A 3,868-nucleotide genomic window follows, 5' to 3' on the forward strand; every position below is an offset into this window, starting at 1 on the left:
CTATAATCCTCATTTATAGCAATAAAAAATCTACTACTTTTTCCGTAGTAGATTTGTAGCATTATTAGCATATTTATTTTTTCAAAATAATTAACTTTTCTTCACAAATTTATGTCCACAATGAGGGCAAGTTACTTTGATTTTTCCTTTATTTCTTGGAATTTTCATTTCTTTCTTGCAGTTTGGACATTTAATGTACTTCTTGTCCTTGGAATTTGCAGCTCTGATTTTATATTTTTCAAAAAAATCCGTCATAGGCTTTACAGCTTTTGCGAATTTTTGATTTTCGATCATTCTTTGATATTTATTAACAGAAAAAACTCTGAAAATCCCAAAATACACAATCAAAATCATCGTAATGACTTCTATAACTCTGTTTTTAAATTTTAAGTTAATCAAAGAGAGTATCAGAGCGACTACTATCATAGTCTTCGACAAAAAATCCACTCCGTACACTTTTTGCAAATAATTTTTGATTTTATCTTTCATCAATATCCCTCGTCACATATTCTAAAGTTTTTGCGATATCGTCGTGAATGACGATATTTGCCATATTGTCGTAGCTTGTACGATCTAGATTAATCAGTATCAAATTATCTCCTCTAAAATAATTGATAAGACCACTTGCAGGATACACGACAAGTGAACTTCCAGCCACAATCATCGTGTCTGCCTTGTTGATCCAATTGATTGCTTTTGCAAATTCACTTTGTGGTGGAACTTCTCCGTACAATGTAACATCTGGACGCACAACACCTCCACATTTTTCACATTTACAAGGTCTGTTTTGTTTGTAATAATCCAAATCGTATTTTTCACCACAATTCACACAATAATAATCTCTTAAATTCCCATGAATTTCAGCGATATTTTTCGTTCCAGCCATTTTGTCCAAGCTGTCGATATTTTGAGTAATAACGCCAAGGAGTTTGTTTGCTTTTTCTAATTTCGTTAAAGACAAATGAGCTTTGTTTGGTTTTACTCCATCGATAATCAAATTTTCCAAAACATAATTCTGAAATAAATCGGGACGTGTCACGAAAAATTCGTGGCTCAACATATATTCCGGCGAAAAATCGCTGTCGTTTTTCTTGTTGTAAAGTCCAGTTGCTGATCTAAAATCCGGAATTCCAGATGCAGTAGACACCCCTGCTCCACCGAAAAACACGATTTTATCACTTTGTTCTACAATTTGTTTTAATCTTTCAACATCATCCATTATTTACACTTCCCTTTGCTCTTCTTTCTTGAAATCTAGTTGAAACTGCCAATATCATCACCGACAAAAATATCATAAAACAGCCAAGCAATCTTCTTGGATCTGTAGTTTCGTTAAATAAAATAATTCCTAAAATTACAGATGTAATTGGTTCCAATGTCGAAAAAATAGTGTACGTGCTTACACCTGCATTCACTATGGAAAGTTGAATGAACAACGTGCCAAACACTGAAACTAAAATCGAAATCACGAATGCAATTATCCACGCATATCTCGATAAAGACAACGTAAAATCTCCAGTAATAAGTCCAAATATCAAAAGCATCGTTGAGTTAATCGCGCAATTGTAAAATGTAACTTTGACGCTGTCCATATTTTTTAGCCCTGATACATCCATATAAATCAAATAAAAAGAATAAGTACAACCAGATGCCGCAGCCAAGAACATTCCCAACGGAAAATTACTACTTCCACCGACGTTGTTCGCTAGTAAAATCACTCCGATTATCGATGCGATAAGTGAGATGAATTTGTATTTCGTCATTTTTTCATTCAAGAACATAACTGAATACACTGTTACAATCGTAGGAAAAATAAAATGGATTGAAGTTGCAAGTCCTACGGAAATGTATTGGTAGGATGCATAAAGCATTGTCATTGTGATGCAACCACCGATGCTACACATCAAAATCAGTTTTTTCAGTTCTTGTTTTGTAACTTTGAGGCTGACATTTCTGCTTTTCAATGAAATTATCAAAAATGGAATTACGAAAAATCCCCTCAAAAAAGAAGTCATAATTACGTTACTTCCATTGCTCAGAGTTTCCCTGACCATAATCGGTGTAAATCCGAAAATCAACGCCGATATTATGGCGAACATCATTCCTTTAGCTTTTCTCACTATTTATAACACTCCTTTTTTACGCATTTATTATCTTCATAATAAAGCACGATTTCAGAATATTTCCCGTCGTAAATAGCGAAAATTTCATCCATAGAATCGCTATGTCCATCCATATTTTTTAATTCTTCGTAATCGATAAATTCCAACGTACCTTCAACATTTTCTTTCACCAATTCTCCAGAAAAATCGTCAGTTTCGTACAAAAAGCCAACAATTCTGTCGTTATTATTAATGTCATACCAGCTAATCATTCCAACGTATTTTATGTTTTCAATATCCAGATTAGTTTCTTCTTTCGCTTCTCTGATGACAGATTCAGTAATAGATTCTACCTTTTCGACATGACCACCTGGAAAAGTCAACCCTTCCCAGCCGTATTTTTTAACTTTATCTAAAACCAAAACCTCATTTCCGCGATTGATTTTTATCATATTGCACAAAATATTTTCCATAAATACCTTCTAAATTTTAAATTTTCGAATAATGTAGTCTGCAAATTCCGAAACATCATCGATATCAAAATTATCGTAACCCGCAAAATTTCTGTCGCTGATAATTCCGTATTTGTTCTCATCGCTACACACCAAATCATCTGTAAGAGTACATTCGTATTTTATGAAATCGGAATCCTTCATTCCTTCGATAATAATCAAATCGACATCGTCCAATAATTTTATCAAATCATAAATATTTTTACTCCTACCATCTAATTTAAAGTATTTATCGTTAAAAATCAAGGTCTGACAAGCTCCGTACTCTTTATAATAAAAAGTGTCCGTATCTTTGAAATCAAGCTCAAAATCGTGACCGTCATGTTTTATTACAGAACAAGATTTGTTTCTATTTTTTAATTCCCCAACAAGCTTTTTAATAAAAGTAGTCTTGCCGCTATTTTTCTTGCCACAGATACAAATCAAAGGCGTCGCATTTTGCTTCAGTTCTTCGGGATAATTAATATTTACAAATTCATCCTCAAAAATCGTATATTTCAAATTGATAAATTTTGCATCGATTTTCTTAACCAAATTCATCACACGATAATCTTTACTTTCAAGCATTTCCGCTATAACAGAAATTATTTTCTTAGAAAAAATCCCACAAGTAGGATAGCATCTTTCATCTGTTTCAAAAATTACAGCTTCATCTGAAAAACTTGCGATAGATGCAGCAAAATCCACTAAATCAGATTTTACATTTATCATATCGCAAGAAGTTACAAATACATATTCATTTGTAGAATTTTTCAAAATCTCCAACATTCCGCTCAAAGGTCCCGCGTCAACATAAGTATCCTTCACGGTTTTAATTGGAGAATAATCAGCTGTATTAGATGAAACAATTACTTCAAAGTCTTTGAATCTGTCAATCAATTCTTCTATAAAAGTGTGACCGTAAAAGTTCAAATCAAACTTGTCTTGACCCATTCTCACACTTTTTCCACCAGCCAATATTCCTACAGAAACTCTCATATTTCACCCAAAAATATATAATCCACGCTTGAACCCACTTCCAAGCTTTCGTTTTGTTTTTGAAGCAAAAGGGCGTTACAATTAGTCAAATCTTGTAGCATAGAATTCTTGTGCTTATCAAAGATAGTAATCTCAGAATCTTTAACAAAACATCTGACATAACGTTGAAGCTTCGATGGTTTCATCGATCCTTTTACAACTTTTCCTTTTTCAAATTGTTTTACATTTAATCCATAATATTTATTGTACAAATCCCAAAATAAAACTTCGAAATTA

General features: G+C 32.8%; 5 protein-coding genes and 1 pseudogene. All 6 read right to left on the reverse strand.

The window, feature by feature from the left end; translation table 11 throughout:
* Window positions 1-90 precede the first annotated feature (90 nt).
* Window positions 91-489, reverse strand: coding sequence for a zinc-ribbon domain-containing protein (locus tag KHW44_RS07300; RefSeq protein WP_227904751.1), 399 nt, complete (start codon window positions 487-489; stop codon window positions 91-93).
* Complete coding sequence (locus KHW44_RS07305; RefSeq protein WP_304067813.1) at window positions 479-1,219, reverse strand: NAD-dependent protein deacylase; 741 nt, start codon at window positions 1,217-1,219, stop codon at window positions 479-481. The genes KHW44_RS07300 and KHW44_RS07305 overlap by 11 nt, the downstream gene beginning before the upstream one ends.
* Window positions 1,212-2,120, reverse strand: coding sequence for a DMT family transporter (locus KHW44_RS07310; RefSeq protein ID WP_304067816.1), 909 nt, complete (start codon window positions 2,118-2,120; stop codon window positions 1,212-1,214). The genes KHW44_RS07305 and KHW44_RS07310 overlap by 8 nt, the downstream gene beginning before the upstream one ends.
* Window positions 2,120-2,575, reverse strand: a complete 456-nt coding sequence (locus KHW44_RS07315) for an 8-oxo-dGTP diphosphatase (RefSeq protein WP_225559862.1) — start codon at window positions 2,573-2,575, stop codon at window positions 2,120-2,122. The genes KHW44_RS07310 and KHW44_RS07315 overlap by 1 nt, the downstream gene beginning before the upstream one ends.
* A gap of 9 nt (window positions 2,576-2,584) precedes the next feature.
* Entirely contained in the window at window positions 2,585-3,592 is a 1,008-nt protein-coding gene (gene mobB / locus KHW44_RS07320; RefSeq protein WP_304067821.1) for a molybdopterin-guanine dinucleotide biosynthesis protein B, read from the reverse strand.
* Window positions 3,589-3,868, reverse strand: a pseudogene (locus KHW44_RS07325) (molybdopterin molybdenumtransferase MoeA); the annotation flags it as partial. The gene mobB and the pseudogene KHW44_RS07325, both read right to left, overlap by 4 nt.

Source organism: Finegoldia magna, assembly GCF_018371055.1.
In the GTDB taxonomy this organism is placed as follows: Bacteria; Bacillota; Clostridia; order Tissierellales; family Peptoniphilaceae; genus Finegoldia; species Finegoldia magna_I.